This is a genomic window from Sinorhizobium sp. NFACC03 (assembly GCF_900103435.1).
Lineage (GTDB): Bacteria > Pseudomonadota > Alphaproteobacteria > Rhizobiales > Rhizobiaceae > Ensifer.
This window is the reverse complement of record NZ_FMXF01000006.1, coordinates 39,974-57,703: the sequence shown is the minus strand read 5'-3', so window position 1 is coordinate 57,703 and position 17,730 is coordinate 39,974. Positions and strand designations below refer to the sequence as shown.

Sequence of the window (17,730 nt, the reverse complement as noted above, 5' to 3'; positions counted from 1 at the left end):
CATGTGAGAGCGCGAGCCCTAAAGCTCGAAAGTAGCGCCTTGAAGGCGCCGCACTTGCGCTCCAGATGATCCGTAAATGAAGGAGACTGAGATGACAGAGACCAAGAACGGCGAGCGCAACCACCCGGTAATTTCGCGCCGCCTCTTCGTGTGCGGGCTTGCGGCATTCGCCGGCATCGGCGGCACCGGTCTCGACATCGCTGAGGCCTTCGCCCAGGCGCCGAGAGCCGCCCAGAAGATCGCCGATCACTTCTCCTCGGTAAAGACGATGGCCGGCGAGTTCGTGCAGTTCGGCCCGCGCGGCGAGCAGACCGGCGGGAAGTTCTATATCCGCCGCCCCGGCCGCATCCGCTTCAACTACGAGGCCCCCTCGCCGATGCGTGTCATTGCCGACGGCAAGTCGGTGGTCATCGGCAATATGAAGCTCAAGACCTGGGACATCTATCCGCTGTCGAAGACACCGCTCAATCTGCTGCTCAGCGAGAAGATCGACCTGACCGGCAAGATGGTGCGCGACGTCAAGGAAGAGTCCGACCTCATCACCATCGTGCTTGGCGACCGCTCGATCTTCGGCGATTCGACCATCACCATGATGTTCGACCCGAAGACCTATGATCTGCGCCAGTGGACGATCACCGATGCGCAGAAGAAGGACACATCGGTCATGATCTTCAATGTCCAGACCGGGATGGCGCTGGACGACAAGGTCTTCCAGATCCCCTACGACGAGGTCCGTAACAAGCGGGGCGGCTGAGCGATTCAAGCGCTACGAACCTATACGCGCCCACAAGACGCGCGGTTTAGTGCGGCCTTCTTCATGCATTCCTTGTCCCGGCGCGCCGGACCTGCTTAAAGCTCGGGTCAAACATCCATCCCGAGCCGGCGTTCCCTTCGCAAGCGTCCGGCCCCAGCCGATCAGGGAATGACGCATGGCCCTTTCCGTCGCCACTTGGAACATCAACTCCGTTCGCCTGCGCATGCCGCTGGTCGAGCATCTCCTGAAGACCTGGCAACCCGACATCCTCTGCCTACAGGAAACCAAGTGCCCGAACGACCAGTTCCCTTCCAAGCCGCTGAAAGCGCTCGGCTACAATCATATCGAGATGCACGGCCAGAAGGGCTATCACGGCGTGGCGACGATCTCGCGCCTGCCCCTGCATGAGCTCAGCGACCGCCGCGACTATTGCGGCGTCGGCGACGCCCGCCACCTCTCGGTTGTTTTCGAGGCCGGCGGCAAGAAGATCCGTCTGCATAATTTCTATGTCCCGGCGGGCGGCGACGAGCCGGACCGCAGCATCAACCCGAAATTTGGCCACAAGCTCGATTTCGTCGAAGAGATGAAGCTGCTGCATGCGGAAGCCGAGGCTGGCATCTCCTCGATCCTCGTCGGCGACCTCAACATCGCGCCGCTGGAAGACGACGTCTGGTCGCACAAGCAGCTCCTGAAGATCGTCAGCCATACGCCCATCGAAACCGAAGGCCTGACGACGGTGATGAACGGCGGCGGCTGGGTCGACCTGATGCGCCAACACACACCGTCCCCGACCAAGCTCTACACCTGGTGGAGCTACCGGGCGAAGGACTGGGAAGCTGCCGACCGCGGCCGCCGGCTCGACCACATCTGGTCCTCCGCGGACCTGGCGCCGGCGCTGAAGCACGTCGATATCCTGCGCGAAGCGCGCGGCTGGGAACGCCCCTCCGACCACGTGCCCGTCATCGCGCATTTCGATATCTGACCGCTTCTCACCAAGCGGCGGCACGCGCCTTGAGCGCTTGTCGTTTTCATCAAGATAAACATGACTAAAAGAATCATATTTTTCTTGATGCGCATTTCCAAACGGACTATCCCTCTTTTCGGGCGGCGGGGACACCGCCTCCGACGGCAGATCAGCCGTCGTTTTCACTAGATCACGATGATTGTGGGTCGTTCGACCCACAATCATAAACGTGATCGATTCTCAGAAATGAGAGCGAGATGCGGGCGGAAAACCGCACGCACTTTTCCTCATCTCGCTCGGATATTGGGGCGCTTTGCTCTCGCCGGAGGGCTTTCGTGCGCCCGCAAGAGGGCCAGACATGCGAAAGACCTTGCCGATCCACTTCATGCGCGCGTCGCGCCGCGCGCTCTCCGCAAGCACCGTCCTGGCTGCAAGCGCTGCCGCCGTATTCCTTTCGTCGACTGCGGCCTATGCGCAGTCGGCCGAAAGCCAGAAGACGACACGGCTGGAAAAAATCGAGGTGACGGCCGGCAAGACAGCCGCGACGATCGCTGAGGATAACGATACAATCGTGCCGACGCGCAACGTCTCGGCGCTGAAGACCGACACGCCGCTGATCGAAACGCCCCGCTCCGTCTCGGTGGTCACGCGCAAGGAACTCGAAGAGCGCGGCGTGCAGGACATGATCCAGGCGACGCGTTACGCCGCCGGCGTCACCACCGGCGCCTTCGGCTTCGATCCGCGCTTCGACCAGATCTACATCCGCGGCTTCGAGACGACGACGACCGGTGACTTCCGCGACGGCCTGCGCCAGCCCTACATGAACTACGGAACCTTTCCGACGGAGGTCTACGGCCTCGAACGAATCGAGATCGTCAAGGGTCCGGTCTCGGTCATGTACGGCGCGGCCGGCGTCGGCGGCATCGTCAATCGCATATCGAAGATGCCCGAGGAGGAGACGCACCGCGAGGTCGAGCTGCAATATGGCACGATCGGACGCACCCAGGCCGCCTTCGACATCGGCGGGCCGGCAACGGCCGATGGCGATTTTCTCTATCGCATCGTCGGGCTCCTCAGGAACGGCGAGACCAACTACGACGTCGCCGACGACCGCTACCTGCTGCAGCCCTCCTTTACCTGGAAGCCCGACGAGGGCACGTCGCTGACCGTCTATGGTCTCGCGCAGAAAGGCGAGAGCGACGCCAGCCCGCGGGTGCTCGAACATGATGGCCGGCTTCTGCGCTACAGCGACCCGGACTACGACTATCAGAAGGTTCGGCAGTATCAGGCCGGCTACAAATTCGAGCACGAATTCGACAATAGCCTGACCTTCCGCCAGCACGGCCGCGTCAGCGATCTCGATCTGAGAGCCCGTTACCTGCAGTTCGGGACTGAGGTGGCACCCGACGTCTTCGATCGCTCGCCCGTCGCCATCAAGGACGACCAGCGCGCCTACCAGATCGACAATCAGCTCGAGGCCATCTTCGATACCGGCGCAGTCTCGCACACGCTCCTGACCGGCCTCGACTATACGTGGATCACCTCCGATTTCGGTCTCGGCTTCGGAGCCGTCGATCCGGCCTATCGTTTCGATCTCAACAACCCCACCTTTGGGATCAGCGGCCCGACGCCTGCGCTCACCAGCTTCAGCGGGCGGGATCTTCGGCAGACCGGCATCTACATCCAGGACCAGGCGGAGTTCGGCAACTGGCGCGCCGTCGGCGGCCTTCGTTATGACTGGGTCGACCAGACGAGCACCGACAAGAACATCGGCGTCGTCGACCGCAAGGACGATGGCGAACTCACCGGCCAGGCTGGTCTTCTCTATCTCTTCGACAGTGGCATCGCACCCTATGCCAGCTACAGCACCTCCTTCGTGCCGCGCACCGAACTTTCGGCCGACGGCAGAGTGCTTGATCCGACGACCGGCGAGCAGATCGAGCTTGGCGTGAAATACCAGCCGGAAGGCGGGGCCTATTCGCTGAGTGCGGCCTACTACCGGATCGTCGAAACCGGTGCTGCGCAATACGTATCGGACGCATCGCTTCCCGTCGGCTATTACTACAAGTCGGCAGGCGAGGTGACGACCAACGGTTTCGAACTGGAAGGACGCCGGGAGTTCGACAACGGCCTGAGCGTCATCGCCGCCTACACCTACAACGACGCCGAAATCACCGGGAATGTCGACCCGTCGCTGATCGGCAACGTGCCGTCGACGAAGCCGCGCCATGTCGCATCGCTGTGGGTCAATTATCTGCTGCCCGACGACACGCAGCTTGCGGGCCTGAGCCTCGGCGGCGGCGTGCGCCTGGCATCAAGCTCCTACACATCCGATGCCAATACCGCCAGGAACGGTGGTGCCGTCTATTTCGACGCCTCGATCGCCTACGACTTCAGCGTCAAGAACCCCGACCTCGACGGGCTGTCGCTCGCCGTCAGCGCCACCAATCTCGGCGATCGCCGCGAAGAGGTCTGCACCGATGGCTATTGCTATTTCGGCCAGGGCCGCACGGTACTCGGTTCGCTGAAATATCGGTGGTAGCAGCCGGAAGCCGTTACTTACTTCAAACAAAGCGGCCGGCGAGCGCGCCGGCCCGGCGGATCATCGCCTGCAGGTTCTCGCGGATGCGGGCTTCGACGAGCTCTGCCACTTCCGGGTACTCTTCCAACATGCGGCGGAAGAGCGGCCGGTTGATGCGGATGACCTCGCTGTCTTCCTCGGCGGTCGCCGTGAACTTGCGTTCGACCATCGAGATCAGCGCCAGTTCCGACAGCAGCGCCCCGCGGCCGACCGTCGAAACCGTCGCCTCGGAACCATCGACGCCAACTTTCGACAAGGACAGGCTGCCGCTGGCAATGGCAAAGGCGCAATCCGCCGGCGCCCCTTCGCGAAACAGTTCCTGCCCCTTGAAGATGCGACGTCGCTCCGCTCCAAAGGCGATCAGCCGCAGCTTGTCCTCGCTGATATCGGCAAACAGCGGGACGTTGGACAGAAGCACGATATCGTCGTTGAGCGCCAAACGGCTAACCTCCCGAAATCACGGCACCCGACCCCAAGCGAGCCGGATCGCGCACGATCAGTCTAGATGACATGGAGCAGGATTCGGGCGGCAAACCGCTTCGCACCTTCCCCACCCCGGCTACGGTACGATCTTGTAGCCGCCGTTCTCTGTCACCAAAATCTCGGCATTGGAAGGGTCCCGCTCGATTTTCTGGCGCAGCCGGTAGACGTGGGTTTCGAGCGTGTGTGTCGTGACGCCGGAATTGTAGCCCCAGACCTCTTCGAGCAGCACGTCGCGCGTCACCACTTTCTGGTCGGCGCGGTAGAGGTAGCGGATGATCGCCGCTTCCTTCTCGGTGAGGCGGATCTTCTGGCCGTTTTCCAGCGTCAGCAGCTTCTGGCTGGGCTTGAACGTATAGGGCCCGACGCTGAAGGTCGCATCCTCGCTCTGTTCATGCTGGCGCAACTGCGCACGGATACGGGCAAGCAGCACGGCGAAGCGGAACGGCTTCGTGACATAGTCGTTGGCGCCGGCCTCGAGACCGAGGATCGTATCCGAATCGGTGTCGTGCCCGGTCAGCATGATGATCGGCGCCTTGAAGCCGCCCTTGCGCAGAAGCTTCACCGCCTCGCGGCCATCCATGTCGGGCAAGCCGACATCCATGATCAAGAGGTCCACCTGCTGCGCCCGCGCGGTCTGGATGCCCTTGCCGGCGGTCGCTTCCTGGATGAGATCGAACTCTTCATAGAGTGAGAGCTGCTCGACCAATGTCTCGCGCAGGTCATTGTCGTCATCGACAAGAAGAATGGTACGGGTCGCCATGGGACAATTCCTGTTTGCTTCCGTTTTCAAACTAGCTCAAATGCCCGTGTTGGCAAGCGAGCCAGCGTCGGTAAGTCCTTATACCTGCAACCGTGCTTATGGTGCCGCCCAAATCACGGGCAAAGCAAAAATCCGTGAGAATGATGCGCAAGAAAACGTCGGGAAAAAGACCAGCCAAGTCCATCATCACAGTCCGCCCGGCGCCGCGCGATCGAAAGCGGGCCCTGGTGTGTTTCGATGGCCGCGTCGAGCAGGCGGCGATCGGACGAAGCGGCATTACCAGCCTGAAGCGTGAAGGCGACGGCGCCACGCCGCGTGCCGCCATGAAGCTGATCGGCGGCTATGTCAGGCGCGATCGTCTCTTTCTGCCGCCGACACCACTGCCGACGCGCGCGACGCGCAAGGACATGCTCTGGTGCGACGCCCCAGGTCACGCCCAATACAACCGTCCGGTCATGGCACCTTTCTCACCGAGCCACGAAGAGATGATGCGCGAAGACGGGCTCTACGACATCTGCCTGGTGATGGACTGGAACCTCCTCGCACGCCGTCGAAATGCCGGTTCGGCGATCTTCTTCCACCTGATCCGGCCGGGTTATGAACCGACGCAGGGCTGCGTCGCGGTCAGCCTGCCCGCCATGTCGCGGCTGATGCCTCATATGCGGCGCGGCACCGTCGTGCGGGTGCTTTGATCCAGGCCTGCAAACAACTCAGTCGAGCGAGCGCGGGGTCACAAAACGCGCGAGTTTGGCGCCGCCGGGCATAAGCTCACGCCAGCCCACAGCTTCGAACTCGAGCACCGCAAGGGCGGCCGTCGGAAACTTGTCCGCCATGCGTATGCGCAGATCCGCATCGCCGGAGCCGACGAGTTCGTGCGCCAGATCTTCCATGCCGGGATTATGGCCGACGATCAGCAAAGTCCTGACAGCCGGATCCGTCGCGCGCAGAACGCTCAGGATCTGCGAGGCGCCCACCTCGTAGATCGCACGGGTATTCTCGACCGCGACCTCGGACGACAGGGCGGACGCCACCAATTGCCAGGTCTCTTGCGCGCGCTTGGCGGTCGAAACCAGTGCAAGATCCGGCACGAGCTTATGCCGGGCTATGTACTTTCCCATCAGCGGCGCCGCCTTGCGACCACGCTCGCCGAGCGGACGATTAATATCGGCGACACCATCGGGCCAGGCGGATTTGGCATGGCGCAACAGCATCAGGCAGTAGCTTTGTGCAGGCAGATCGTCGCTCATCCGTCGTCCTCCCAAACGCCCTTCGGCCAACCGTTCCTACTGCATGTTTCCTTTAATCGTAGCCGATTTAAGGACAAAAACATGCAGCAATTCAAAGTGCTACAGCGACCTTTGCGCGTCTGATAAGACGCGCGGCGCTGTAGACTTGTGAGCAGGCAGCTTAGCGCAATTCGCCGACCCGCGCGGGGCGCCGACGTGCGGACAACAAAAAAGGCCGCCCCGAGGGGCGGCCATTTGCGCCGGAAAAGCTCAGATCCGGCTTATTTCCATTCGCGGATGTCGACGAAGTGACCCGAAACCGCAGCGGCCGCCGCCATTGCCGGCGAGACCAGATGCGTGCGCCCCTTGAAGCCCTGACGTCCCTCGAAGTTGCGGTTCGACGTGGACGCGCAACGCTCGCCCGGCTTCAGCCGGTCGTCGTTCATCGCCAGGCACATGGAGCAGCCCGGCTCGCGCCAGTCGAAGCCGGCTTCCTTGAAGATCTTGTCGAGGCCTTCGGCTTCCGCCTGTTCCTTGACGAGGCCCGAGCCCGGAACGATCATTGCCGAAACCGTCGAAGCAACCTTGCGGCCTTCCACCACCTTGGCAACTTCACGCAGGTCCTCGATGCGGCCGTTGGTGCAGGAGCCGATGAAGACGCGGTCGATACCGATGTCGGTGATCTTGGTACCCGGCTTCAGGCCCATATAGTCGAGCGCACGCCACTTGGAGGCGCGCTTGGTTTCTTCCTGGATCTCGTCCGGGTTGGGCACGATACCCTGAACCGAAATCACGTCTTCCGGAGAGGAACCCCAGGAAACGATCGGCGGCAGGTTGGCAGCATCGAGCACGACGACGCGATCATAATGGGCGCCCTCGTCCGTGTGCAGCGTCTTCCAGTAGTCGAGCGCCATGTCCCAGGCCTTGCCCTTCGGCGCGCGCGGCTTGTCCTTGATATAGGCAAACGTCGTCTCGTCCGGCGCGATCAGGCCGGCGCGGGCGCCGCCTTCGATCGTCATGTTGCAGATGGTCATGCGACCTTCCATCGATAGCGAGCGGATCGCTTCGCCGGCAAATTCGATGACGTGGCCGGTACCGCCGGCCGTGCCGATCTCGCCGATGATGGCAAGAATGATGTCCTTGGCGGTGACGCCGGGCGGAAGCTGGCCGTCGACGCGCACCAGCATGTTCTTCGCCTTCTTCTGGATCAGCGTCTGGGTGGCGAGCACGTGCTCGACCTCGGACGTGCCGATGCCGTGCGCCAGCGAACCGAAGGCGCCGTGCGTCGAAGTGTGGCTGTCACCGCAGACGATGGTCATGCCCGGCAGGGTGAAGCCCTGCTCCGGGCCGACGATGTGCACGATGCCCTGGCGCTTGTCGTTCTCGGAGTAGTATTCGACGCCGAACTCGGCGGCGTTCTTGGCCAGCGCCTCGACCTGGATGCGGCTTTCCTCGTTCTTGATGCCGAGGTGGCGGTCAGGCGAGGTCGGAACGTTGTGGTCGACGACGGCAAGCGTCTTTTCCGGGGCGCGGACCTGGCGGCCGGCCATGCGCAGGCCTTCGAAGGCCTGCGGGCTCGTCACTTCGTGAACGAGGTGACGGTCGATGTAGAGAAGACAGGTGCCGTCTTCCTGTTCGTTGACCAGGTGGTCGTCCCAGATTTTGTCATAGAGGGTACGCGGTGCGCTCATGGCGGTATATCCATCGAGTTTTTCAAAAGGTAGGGAAAGCCGGCGGCAGGGCGGCCGGAAACACTGATCAGCAGATCAGGATAGGCGGCTTGTGAGCGCCCCGTGGACGCGCGCAAAGAAGCGTGCCGGCAGGCGCTTGTGATCCTGCAGCACGACGATTTTCTGTTCGCGACATCCGAATTTGGATTCCATGAGCGCGTTCATATCAATTTTTTGACAGGTCGGCAATTGGCGTGATCGCGCTCAGCGGGCCTCCGCGCGCCGCAGCCGCCGCTCCAGACCCCGCAATCCCAGCGACAGACCAATAGTCAGCACCAGATAGACATAGGCGACGATCGAATAGGTCTCGAAGAAGCGAAAGGAACCGGAAGCATAGACCTTGCCCATCTGCGTAATGTCGGCGACGCCGAGCACCGAGACGAGCGAGGAATCCTTGACCATGGCGATGAAGTCGTTGCCAAGAGGCGGCAGGATCACCCGGATTGCCTGCGGAAAGACGACCAGGCGAAAGCGCTGGTAGCGCGAGAGCCCGAGCGCCTTGGCCGCCTCGATCTGTCCCTTGTCGACCGAGAGGATGCCGGCCCGGAACACTTCGGCAATGAAGGCGGAATAGCCGATCATCAAGGCGATGATCGCCCGCCACATCAGCGATATGTCGCGAACGACGAAGGGCTCGATCCAGCCGGCGCCGATCAACGGCGCGCAGATGAAATTGGCGGCGACGACAAGCGCCGGCGCCCCGACGAAGGCGATATAGAAGAGAAGCACAAGGATCGGCACACCGCGAATGATCTCGGTGTAGAAGCGCGCGATCTGCCGGAGCGACGAGTGCTCGGACAGCGCCATCAGCGCAATACCGAGGCCGAGCGTCGTCGCCAAAACAAAGCCCATGAGCGTTACGAAGACGGTGACGCCAAGGCCTTTGAAGACGACGGTGAAGACCTCGGAGAAGATGTCATTGCTGACGATCACGGCGGCAAGCGCCACCGCGATCACAAGAAGGGCGACCAACCACCAGGGATAGTCGCCCTTGCCGGACATGTCAGGAGATTGCGGAGCGGCCATAGCCTCGGATCAGCCGCCCATCTTGTATTCGAGGAACCACTTCTTATCGAGGGCATCGAAGGTGCCGTCTTCCTTCAGCGCCTTGATCGCGGCGTTGACCGGAGCAACGAGGTCCGAGCCCTTCGGGAAGATGAAGCCGAAATCCTCGGTGCCGAGCGGACCGCCGACGACCTTGAGCTTGCCTTCGGAGGAATCGACATAACCCTTGGCAGCGACGCTGTCGGTCAGAACCACGTCGACGTCGCCGGCCTTCAGCGCCTGGACAGTCGCACCGAAGGTCTCGAACAGCTTGATGCGTGGGTTCTGCTCGTTGCCGTCGAGCATTTCGTAGACGGCGGTGTAGAACGGCGAGGTGCCCGGCTGTGCGCCGACGAGACCGTCGGCAAAGGCGCCGAAGCTCTTGCCGTCGTTGAAACGGTTTTCATCGCTGCGCACCAGCATGAACTGCTGCGAGCGCATGTAGGGGTCCGAGAAGTCGACCTTCTCCTTGCGGTCGTCCTTGATGGTGATGCCGGTCATGCCGATCTGGTACTGGCCGTCATGCACTGCCTGGATCATCGCGTCCCAGCTGGTGTTCTGGTATTCGACCTTGAAATTCAACCGCTTGGCGATCTCGTTCATGGCGTCGTATTCCCAGCCTTTGGCCTCGCCGGTCTTGGGGTCGACGAACTGCAGCGGCGGGTAGGCGTTCTCCGTGACGACGACAACCGTCTTGCCGCCGAGATCGGGCAGATCGCTGGCAACAGCCGGTGCAGAAAATGCGAAAGGAACGGCAAGTGCAGCTGCGATGCCCGCAAGCACGTGGCGACGGATTGTCATTGGAGGGCTCCCGAAAAGTGTGGCAGCGGAAAATGTCACAAATTCCGTCGGAAAGACAAGCGCATAGTACCAAAAAAGAAAGGCGGCCTGAGGCCGCCTTTCCAACAATCCGAATGGATTGAAATCTTATTCCGCTGCAGCTTCTGCTGCCTTGGCTTCGGCGGCTTCTGCAGCGGCCTTGGCTTCTGCTGCTTCGGCTGCTGCCTTTTCGGCGGCGAGAGCCTGAGCTGCTGCGATCTTTTCAGCTTCGATGCGTGCCTTTTCCTCGGCAACGGCCTGGCGCTCGGCGTCGTTCAGCTTGCGGGCGCGCGTGCCGGTGTTCTCGACGATACGAGCCGACTTGCCGCGACGATCGCGCAGGTAGTAGAGCTTGGCGCGACGGACCTTACCGCGGCGAACAACTTCGACGCTTTCGACGAGCGGAGAGTAAACCGGGAATACGCGCTCGACGCCTTCGCCGTAGGAGATCTTGCGAACGGTGAAGCTTTCGTTGATGCCGCCGCCCGAACGAGCGATGCAGACGCCTTCATAGGCCTGAACGCGGGTACGGCTGCCTTCGACAACGCGGACGTTGACGCGCAGCGTGTCGCCGGCGGAGAATTCGGGGAGCGTGCGCTTGGCGGCAATCTTGGCGGCCTGTTCGGCTTCCAGCTGCTGGATGATGTTCATCGGTTTAACCTTTCAAGTTCTTCTGAAACAGCCAGAGCGCTCTCGATGAACCTGTCGGGCTTGCCTTCAGGTCTTGCCGGAAACCGGCAGGAGCGGATTCGCCATTCTTTGTTTTGGTCGACGGGCACAGAACCCGAACCGGGCCGGCACATACACCAATCGATCCGCCTTGTCATCCCCGGAAGCCATATTTTCTCGGCGATCCGCGGCAAGAAACGCCTTTCTATCAGAAAACCCGGATGGATGCATGCTCGATTGTCCGAGCGGACGGGCTTGCGGCCATCCCTGCCACCGGCTATCCCGAGCGTGGTGGGTCGGGGGAGACCATGCATATCTTTGAAGTGCTCATGCTGTTTGCGGCCGGCTTCCTGTCCGGCGTCGTCAATGCCATCGCCGGCGGCGGAACGTTCCTGACCTTCGGGGCGATGACGCTTGGCGGCCTGTCGCCGATCGTCGCCAACGCGACCTCGTCGATCATCCAGTTCCCGGGCTACATCACCTCGGCACTCGCCTATGCCAAGGAGATCCGCGCCGACAGACGATACGCCGTCCTGCTCGGCGTGATCTCGGCGCTCGGCGGCCTTGCCGGCGCACTGCTTCTCATCTCGCTTTCCAACGCCTCCTTTCGTGCTCTGGTGCCCTGGCTGCTGCTCGCCGCGACGGCGATCTTCGCCGCCGGGCCGCTCTTGAAGCCCAAGGCGCGCGTCGACGAGCATGCGATCAATCCGGCCGGCATCGGCGCCCAGTTCGTCACGTCCATCTATGGCGGCTTCTTCGGCGCCGGCATGGGCATCATGATGCTGGCGGTGTTGGGGCTGGCGACCGGCGGCGGCTATCACCGGCTGAACGCGCTCAAGAACTTCATCTCGATCGTGATTGCGGCAATCGCCATCGTCGTCTTCGCCGCCGGCGGCGTCGTCTCCTGGCTGCATGCGGCAATCATGGTGCCGGGGGCAGCACTTGGCGGCTACAGCGGCGTCTGGGCGGCTCGGAGGGTACCCCAAGCCGTCATCCGCGCGCTGGTGGTCGCCGTCGGCCTGCTGCTTGCCGCCTATTATTTCTTCACGGGCTGATCGAGAAGGTCGGGCCTGCGCTCGGCCGTCAGACGCCGCGCCTCTGCCTCGCGCCATTTGGCAATGGCGCCGTGATTGCCCGAGGTCAGCACCGCCGGGATCTCGCGCCCCTCGAATATCTGCGGGCGGGTGTAGTGCGGATGTTCGAGCAGGCCGCCCTCGAAGCTCTCATGCACGCCTGAAAGCTCATTGCCCATGACACCCGGCAGGATGCGCACCACGGCATCGAGCAGTGTCAGTGCCGCCGGCTCGCCGCCCGAAAGTATATAGTCGCCTATGGAAACCTCTTCGAGGCCGCGGGCATCGATCACCCGCTGGTCGACGCCTTCGAAGCGTCCGCAGACGATGACGACGCCAGGCCCGGCCGCGAGCTCGCGCACCCGCTCTTGCGTCAGCGGGCGACCGCGCGGGCTCATCAACAGCCGTGGACGGTCGTCACCCTCAGAGACATGGTCGATCGCGCGGGCCAGCACATCCGGCTTCAGCACCATGCCGGCTCCGCCGCCGGCCGGCGTGTCGTCGACGGTGCGGTGCTTGTCCTCTGCAAAATCGCGGATCTGCACCGGCTCGATCGACCATTGGCCGCGCTCTAGCGCCTTGCCCGAAAGGGACGCGCCGAGATGGCCCGGAAACATTTCGGGATAGAGCGTCAGGACAGTCGCGCGAAAAGTCATCGCCGCATCGCTCACTTGCGCTTGGCGGAAAACGGATTGCCCGAATCCTGGTCCTTGTCCTCGGAAAGACCGGCAGCCACCGGATCGACCAGTAGCTTGCCCGCTTCCAGGTCGATCTCCAGCACCGACCATTCGGTGAAGGGGATGAGCACCGGGCGTCTGCCCGGACCTTTCAGCTCCAGAAGATCGCCGGCGCCGAAATCGAAAACGCCGCTGACCTTGCCATAGCTGGTGCCATTGCCGTCGATCGCTTCCAGCCCTTCGAGATCGGCATAGAAGAACTCGTCCTCGTCGAGGTCGTCGTCCGGCAGGTTGTCCCGCTCGATGAACAGCTCAAGACCATTAAGCGCCTCGGCGGCGTTGCGATCGTTGACACCACGGAAGCGCACGATGACGACGTTCTTCGCCTCGCGGATTTCCAGCACCTCGAAAACACGTCCGTCGGCGCTGTGCAAATTGCCGTAGTCGCCGAGCGCCGTCGGGTCGTCAGTAAAGGATTTGACCCTGACCTCGCCGCGCAAGCCTTGCGCCGCGCCGATCGTCGCCATCAGAACCGGGTTTTCGAGTTTGCTCATCGTCCGCGTCCATTTCGGGAGTTCAGGGTGCACATAACGGAAAACGGGCGGCATGGAAATGCCACCCGTTTCCTTAAAGTCACGACAGGTTGGAAGCGGACGCGGACGGAAGCCCTTGCATCCCGCTTCAAACCATTTGCCGGCTATTATTCTGCGGCAGCTTCTGCAGCGGCAGCAGCGGCGTCTTCAGCCTTCTGCTTGGCTTCAGCAGCGCGCTCCTGAGCCTTCTTGCCCGGAACGGCCTTGGTCGGGTTGCTGCGAGCCGGACGCTTTGCGAGGCCAGCCTGGTCGAGGAAGCGCAGAACGCGGTCGGTCGGCTGGGCGCCCTGGGCGATCCAGTGAGCGATGCGCTCGGCGTCGAGCTCGACGCGCTTTTCGTCGTCCTTGCCGAGCATCGGGTTCCAGGAGCCGATCTTCTCGAGGAAGCGGCCGTCACGCGGGCTGCGGGCGTCAGCAACGACGATCTGGTAGTACGGACGCTTCTTGGAACCGCCACGGGCGAGACGAATTTTCAGTGCCATTTCAATTACTCCTTGCAGGCTTTCTTGACCGCTTCGTTCAAGCGGAATGGTTTGTGCCGGCGTTGCCCGCGTTGTGCGAGCGATCGGCGGCGATGGCTTCATGATGCCGGATGACTTCCTTGATGATGAAGTTCAGGAACTTCTCGGCGAAATCCGGATCCAGATTGGCATCCTTGGCCAGGCGGCGCAGGCGTTCGATCTGGTATTCTTCGCGCGCCGGGTCGGCCGGCGGCAGATCATGCTTGGCCTTGAGAACGCCGACTGCCTGGGTGCAGCGGAAGCGTTCGGCCAGCATGTGGACGAGTGCGGCATCGATGTTGTCGATCGACTGCCGGTAACCCGCCAATTCCTGTTTGATTTCGGGATCAATCATCTCTCACCGATCCTCACTTCTTCTTCGGCAGGCCGGGAAGGCCGGGGAAACCGCCACCGAGGCCCGGAAGCTTGGCGCCGCCGAGACCCGGCAGGCCACCGCCGCCAAGACCCGGCATGCCGCCCGGCTTGAGGCCGGCTGCTTCCGCCTGCTTCTGCAGCGCTTCGAGCTGCTTCGGGTCGAGCTTCGACAGGTCGGGCACACCGCCGCCGCCGAGGCCACCAAGCCCCATCTTGTTGGCAAGGCCGCCCATCATCTGCTTCATCATGCCGCCTTTGCCCTTGCCACCCATCATCTTCATCATGTCCGCCATCTGGCGGTGCATCTTCAGAAGCTTGTTGATGTCGGCGGCATCGGTGCCGGAACCGGCGGCAATGCGCTTCTTGCGCGAATGCTTGAGCAGGTCCGGATTGGCGCGCTCGGCCTTGGTCATCGAGGAGATGATGGCGATCTGGCGTCCGAACAGCTTATCGTCGAGACCGGCGGCGGCCATCTTGTCCTTCATGCCGGCCATGCCGGGCATCAGGCCCATGATACCGCCCATGCCGCCCATCTTCTGCATCTGGCCAAGCTGGTCGGCGAGGTCGTTGAGGTCGAACTTGCCCTTGGCCATCTTGGCGGCCATGGCGGCCGCTTTTTCGGCGTCGATGTTCTCGGCCGCCTTTTCGACCAGCGAGACAATGTCGCCCATGCCGAGAATGCGGTCGGCAACACGGCGCGGATGGAACTCTTCAAGTTCGCCCATCTTTTCGCCGACACCGATGAGCTTAATCGGCTTGCCGGTGACGGCACGCATCGAAAGCGCTGCACCGCCTCGGCCGTCACCGTCCATACGGGTGAGCACCAGGCCGGTGATGCCGACGCGTTCGTCGAAGCTGCGGGCAAGATTGACGGCGTCCTGACCGGTCAGCGCATCGGCGACGAGCAGGATTTCATGCGGATTGGACTTCCGCTTGATCTCCGCCATCTCGATCATCAGCGGCTCGTCGATATGGGTACGGCCGGCGGTATCGAGGATGACGACGTCATGACCGCCGAGCTTGGCGGCCTGGACCGCGCGCGCGGCGATATCGGTCGGCGACTGGCCGGTAATAACGGGCAGCGTATCGACGCCGGTCTGCACGCCGAGCTGACGCAGCTGCTCCTGGGCAGCCGGGCGGCGCGTGTCGAGCGAAGCCATCAGGACCTTTTTCTTGTCCCGCGTCTTCATCCGGCTGGCGATCTTGCCGGTGGTGGTCGTCTTACCCGAGCCCTGCAGACCGACCATCATGATGACAACCGGCGCCGGCGCGTTGAGGTCGATGGTGACTCCCTCGGAGCCGAGCATCTCGATCAGCTGATCATGGACGATCTTGACGACCATCTGGCCAGGCTTGATCGATTTCAGGATTTCGGCGCCGACGGCCTTTTCGCGAACCTTTTCAGTGAAGGAGCGCACGACGTCGAGCGCGACGTCGGCTTCGAGCAGCGCACGGCGAACCTCGCGAAGCGCAGCGGAAACATCGGCTTCCGACAATGCGCCGCGGCCGGTCAGTCCATTCAATATGGAACCAAGGCGGTCCTGGAGGCTCTCGAACATTCTCACTTCCTTCTGGTTTCCGGTGGCGATCAACTCGCCGGAAACGTGGGTTCCTTCGCGCAGAAAACAAGGCGCAAAGCCAAAAACCACCCGAGGGCGCAACGCGCTGTCGGATGTTGACCTCCGGGTTCTCTTTACACCTTTACGGGACCCGGTCGGCGGCTTCGAAGACTTGAGCTTGCGAAGGAATTGCGGCGGATAAACAGGAAAGCGCGGCAAAAGTCAAGGACGGCAGGGCAATGACGGCTTTTTTGGCTCAGAGCGCCTCGCCCTCGACGGCTGCATCCAGTTCGCCCGCCAGCTGCTCAAAGGCCGTCGCCACCCGCGTCATCACCCGGAGCGTAGCCACCACTTCGGTCTGATTGATATCGCCGAGCAAGGCGTGCAGCATCTCGACTTCGCGGCGATGGATTTCCTCGAACAGATCGCGTCCGGCGGCGGTCGGGACACAAAGATAGGCGCGTCGGTGCTCCGGATTCGGCTGCCGTTCCAGCAATTGCTTGTCCATCAGCCCGGTGACGATGCGCAGCACGAACTGCCGTTTCATCGACAGGCGTCGCGCCGCGTCCGGCACAGTCAGCTGCACTTCGTAAAAAAGTTCGAGAACCGCGCGCTCCGCCACGGATATACCCGCGCCATCGAGCATATGCTCCGACGCTCGCTGCATATTGAGATGGACGGAGCGGACCAGCCGAAGGGTCTTGTAGAGGCGTTCATGCGGGTCGAATCGAACGAGCATGAAAGCACGATAGCAATCCAGTTGCTGTTTTCAAGAATTTGTTAAAGCCCGATCTTCCATCGGATGCGCCGGCGCACCATCTCATGCAATCACAAGACATGCCGAAAGGCTCGGGATGAAGAAATCGCACAATCCATACTATCGAGGCTCCGTCTCCGACCATTTCGACGGGACGCGCTTCTTCAATCCCGGCGGCAGGCCGCCCAAGGGCATGGCTGATTTGCTGCGCTGGCAGTTCGCTGGTGGCAAGGCACGCTGGCCGGCGCGCAATCCAAGTCCGTTCGAGCAAGTGAAACCCGACCTCAGCGTCGAAGGCGAACGCCTGCGCGTGACGATGGTCGGCCACGCGACGTTGCTCATCCAGGTGCACGGCGTGAACATTCTCACCGACCCCGTCTGGGCGCGTCGCGCCAGCCCTTTCGCGTTTGCCGGACCGCAGCGCTACAACGCCCCCGGCATCGAGCTCGACGATCTGCCGCCGATCGACATCGTGCTCGTCACCCACAACCACTACGACCATCTCGATGTAGAAACGCTGGCCGCACTGCAGGAGGAGCACGCGCCCCGGATCATCACCCCGCTCGGTAACGACACGATCATCCGCCACGCCGTTCCCGATGCCGAGATAACCGTGGTCGACTGGAACGACCGGGTCGATTGCGGTGATGACATCGTGATCCATGCGGAGCCGTGCCATCACTGGTCGGCCCGCGGCTCGCGCGACCGCCGCATGGCGCTCTGGGCCGCCTTCGTTCTGGAGACTCCGGCAGGCAAGATCTACCATGTCGGCGATACCGGCTTTCATGACGGCATAAACTATCGGGCCGCCCGCGAAAAACATGGGTCGTTCCGCCTCGCCAACCTGCCGTTCGGTTCCTACGAACCGCGCTGGTTCATGCAGGACCAGCACCAGAATCCGGAAGAGGCAGTGCGCGGCATGATCGATTGCGCCGCCACTCATGTCGCCGGCCACCACTGGGGCACGTTCCGCCTGACAGACGAGGGCGTCGACGAGCCGCGGCTGGCGCTGGAACGGGCGCTTGATGCGGCCGGCATCGCCCGCGCCCGCTTCCGGCCGCTGCGCCCCGGCGAGATCTTCGACGTGCCTGCCGTTGCGTCGGCCGCGGAATGAAGGCGGCACTGGTAATTTCCGGGCTTTTCCGCCATATACAGCGCGAATGAAG

19 protein-coding genes are annotated in these 17,730 nt (G+C 62.4%); 6 read left to right on the top strand and 13 right to left on the bottom strand.

What is annotated here, in order from left to right:
* Positions 1 to 91: 91 nt before the first annotated feature.
* From BLU35_RS11240 to BLU35_RS11230, 3 genes are all read left to right on the top strand, one after another.
* Complete coding sequence (locus tag BLU35_RS11240) at positions 92 to 754, top strand: outer membrane lipoprotein carrier protein LolA (protein ID WP_057254933.1); 663 nt, start codon at positions 92 to 94, stop codon at positions 752 to 754.
* A 175-nt stretch (positions 755 to 929) separates the two neighbouring features.
* Complete coding sequence (locus tag BLU35_RS11235) at positions 930 to 1,736, top strand: exodeoxyribonuclease III (protein ID WP_058325733.1); 807 nt, start codon at positions 930 to 932, stop codon at positions 1,734 to 1,736.
* A 340-nt stretch (positions 1,737 to 2,076) separates the two neighbouring features.
* Entirely contained in the window at positions 2,077 to 4,260 is a 2,184-nt protein-coding gene (locus BLU35_RS11230; RefSeq protein WP_093233082.1) for a TonB-dependent siderophore receptor, read from the top strand.
* A gap of 22 nt (positions 4,261 to 4,282) precedes the next feature.
* Here the strand turns inward: BLU35_RS11230 and BLU35_RS11225 are convergent, their stop codons facing one another.
* Positions 4,283 to 4,738 (bottom strand): cyclic nucleotide-binding domain-containing protein, encoded by a 456-nt coding sequence (locus BLU35_RS11225; RefSeq protein ID WP_058325735.1) that lies wholly within the window; start codon positions 4,736 to 4,738, stop codon positions 4,283 to 4,285.
* A 120-nt stretch (positions 4,739 to 4,858) separates the two neighbouring features.
* A complete protein-coding gene (locus tag BLU35_RS11220; RefSeq protein ID WP_034802783.1) occupies positions 4,859 to 5,542 on the bottom strand; it encodes a response regulator transcription factor in 684 nt (227 codons plus the stop codon).
* Positions 5,543 to 5,685: 143 nt separating this feature from the next.
* Between BLU35_RS11220 and BLU35_RS11215 the strand changes: the two genes are divergently transcribed.
* Entirely contained in the window at positions 5,686 to 6,234 is a 549-nt protein-coding gene (locus BLU35_RS11215) for a L,D-transpeptidase family protein (protein ID WP_082640740.1), read from the top strand.
* 18 nt (positions 6,235 to 6,252) lie between these two features.
* Here the strand turns inward: BLU35_RS11215 and BLU35_RS11210 are convergent, their stop codons facing one another.
* The 5 genes from BLU35_RS11210 to rplS form a co-directional block, all read right to left on the bottom strand.
* The gene (locus tag BLU35_RS11210) at positions 6,253 to 6,789 is read right to left on the bottom strand and encodes a SixA phosphatase family protein (protein ID WP_093233081.1); all 537 of its coding nucleotides are present in this window, start codon (positions 6,787 to 6,789) and stop codon (positions 6,253 to 6,255) included.
* Positions 6,790 to 7,049: 260 nt separating this feature from the next.
* Positions 7,050 to 8,459, bottom strand: coding sequence for a 3-isopropylmalate dehydratase large subunit (leuC, locus tag BLU35_RS11200; RefSeq protein ID WP_057254927.1), 1,410 nt, complete (start codon positions 8,457 to 8,459; stop codon positions 7,050 to 7,052).
* A 243-nt stretch (positions 8,460 to 8,702) separates the two neighbouring features.
* Positions 8,703 to 9,524 (bottom strand): amino acid ABC transporter permease, encoded by an 822-nt coding sequence (locus BLU35_RS11190; protein WP_057254926.1) that lies wholly within the window; start codon positions 9,522 to 9,524, stop codon positions 8,703 to 8,705.
* 9 nt (positions 9,525 to 9,533) lie between these two features.
* Positions 9,534 to 10,343 (bottom strand): basic amino acid ABC transporter substrate-binding protein, encoded by an 810-nt coding sequence (locus BLU35_RS11185; RefSeq protein ID WP_057254925.1) that lies wholly within the window; start codon positions 10,341 to 10,343, stop codon positions 9,534 to 9,536.
* A 126-nt stretch (positions 10,344 to 10,469) separates the two neighbouring features.
* Positions 10,470 to 11,012 carry a 50S ribosomal protein L19 gene (gene rplS / locus BLU35_RS11180; RefSeq protein ID WP_057254924.1) on the bottom strand — a complete coding sequence of 181 codons (543 nt, stop codon included), beginning with the start codon at positions 11,010 to 11,012 and terminating at the stop codon, positions 10,470 to 10,472.
* A 326-nt stretch (positions 11,013 to 11,338) separates the two neighbouring features.
* Here rplS and BLU35_RS11175 point away from each other — a divergent pair, with 326 nt between their 5' ends.
* Positions 11,339 to 12,085, top strand: a complete 747-nt coding sequence (locus BLU35_RS11175) for a sulfite exporter TauE/SafE family protein (protein ID WP_058321798.1) — start codon at positions 11,339 to 11,341, stop codon at positions 12,083 to 12,085.
* Here BLU35_RS11175 and trmD read toward each other — a convergent pair.
* The 6 genes from trmD to BLU35_RS11140 all read right to left on the bottom strand — a co-directional run bounded on the left by trmD (position 12,067) and on the right by BLU35_RS11140 (position 16,453).
* Positions 12,067 to 12,759 carry a tRNA (guanosine(37)-N1)-methyltransferase TrmD gene (gene trmD, locus BLU35_RS11170; protein ID WP_058321797.1) on the bottom strand — a complete coding sequence of 231 codons (693 nt, stop codon included), beginning with the start codon at positions 12,757 to 12,759 and terminating at the stop codon, positions 12,067 to 12,069. The two genes, BLU35_RS11175 and trmD, sit on opposite strands and share 19 nt — an antisense overlap.
* Positions 12,760 to 12,770: 11 nt before the next feature.
* The gene (rimM, locus tag BLU35_RS11165; protein WP_065374096.1) at positions 12,771 to 13,334 is read right to left on the bottom strand and encodes a ribosome maturation factor RimM; all 564 of its coding nucleotides are present in this window, start codon (positions 13,332 to 13,334) and stop codon (positions 12,771 to 12,773) included.
* Between the two features lie 146 nt (positions 13,335 to 13,480).
* A complete protein-coding gene (gene rpsP / locus BLU35_RS11160; RefSeq protein WP_057254922.1) occupies positions 13,481 to 13,855 on the bottom strand; it encodes a 30S ribosomal protein S16 in 375 nt (124 codons plus the stop codon).
* Positions 13,856 to 13,892: 37 nt separating this feature from the next.
* The gene (locus BLU35_RS11155) at positions 13,893 to 14,228 is read right to left on the bottom strand and encodes a chorismate mutase (RefSeq protein ID WP_065374094.1); all 336 of its coding nucleotides are present in this window, start codon (positions 14,226 to 14,228) and stop codon (positions 13,893 to 13,895) included.
* Positions 14,229 to 14,241: 13 nt separating this feature from the next.
* The gene (ffh, locus tag BLU35_RS11150; RefSeq protein ID WP_093233080.1) at positions 14,242 to 15,807 is read right to left on the bottom strand and encodes a signal recognition particle protein; all 1,566 of its coding nucleotides are present in this window, start codon (positions 15,805 to 15,807) and stop codon (positions 14,242 to 14,244) included.
* Between the two features lie 256 nt (positions 15,808 to 16,063).
* Complete coding sequence (locus BLU35_RS11140; protein WP_245295995.1) at positions 16,064 to 16,453, bottom strand: MarR family winged helix-turn-helix transcriptional regulator; 390 nt, start codon at positions 16,451 to 16,453, stop codon at positions 16,064 to 16,066.
* Positions 16,454 to 16,661: 208 nt separating this feature from the next.
* On the opposite strand from BLU35_RS11140, the gene BLU35_RS11135 reads away from it, so the two are divergent.
* Complete coding sequence (locus BLU35_RS11135; RefSeq protein ID WP_093233079.1) at positions 16,662 to 17,678, top strand: MBL fold metallo-hydrolase; 1,017 nt, start codon at positions 16,662 to 16,664, stop codon at positions 17,676 to 17,678.
* The last annotated feature ends 52 nt before the right edge of the window (positions 17,679 to 17,730 follow it).